This window comes from Streptococcus sanguinis (genome assembly GCF_003943655.1).
Classification (GTDB): domain Bacteria; phylum Bacillota; class Bacilli; order Lactobacillales; family Streptococcaceae; genus Streptococcus; species Streptococcus sanguinis_F.
Genome location: NZ_RJMM01000064.1, coordinates 1 through 645, shown reverse-complemented (window position 1 = coordinate 645; position 645 = coordinate 1). Strand labels below are relative to the sequence as shown.

The window sequence follows — 645 nt, the reverse complement described above, 5'->3', positions numbered from 1 at the left end:
GACAAGAGGTGTGGTTGGGTGATATACTAATATAGTTGTCGCGAAAGACAAAGCCCTTTGAAAACTGAACAAGACGAACCAAGTGCAGGGTGACATAGAGATATGTAACCTGTCAAAAAAACGAGAATAAATCTGTCAGTGGACAGTAATGAGTGCGAACTCAAACTTTTAATGAGAGTTTGATCCTGGCTCAGGACGAACGCTGGCGGCGTGCCTAATACATGCAAGTAGAACGCTGAAGAGAGGAGCTTGCTCTTCTTGGATGAGTTGCGAACGGGTGAGTAACGCGTAGGTAACCTGCCTGGTAGCGGGGGATAACTATTGGAAACGATAGCTAATACCGCATAAAATTGATTATTGCATGATAATTAATTGAAAGATGCAACTGCATCACTACCAGATGGACCTGCGTTGTATTAGCTAGTTGGTGAGGTAACGGCTCACCAAGGCGACGATACATAGCCGACCTGAGAGGGTGATCGGCCACACTGGGACTGAGACACGGCCCAGACTCCTACGGGAGGCAGCAGTAGGGAATCTTCGGCAATGGGGGGAACCCTGACCGAGCAACGCCGCGTGAGTGAAGAAGGTTTTCGGATCGTAAAGCTCTGTTGTAAGAGAAGAACGGGTGTGAGCGGGTGTGAG

At 48.5% G+C, this 645-nt stretch carries 1 rRNA gene; it reads left to right on the top strand.

From position 1 onward, the window contains the following. Positions 1-167: 167 nt before the first annotated feature. Positions 168-645: ribosomal RNA gene (locus D8886_RS11740) — 16S ribosomal RNA — on the top strand; the annotation flags it as partial.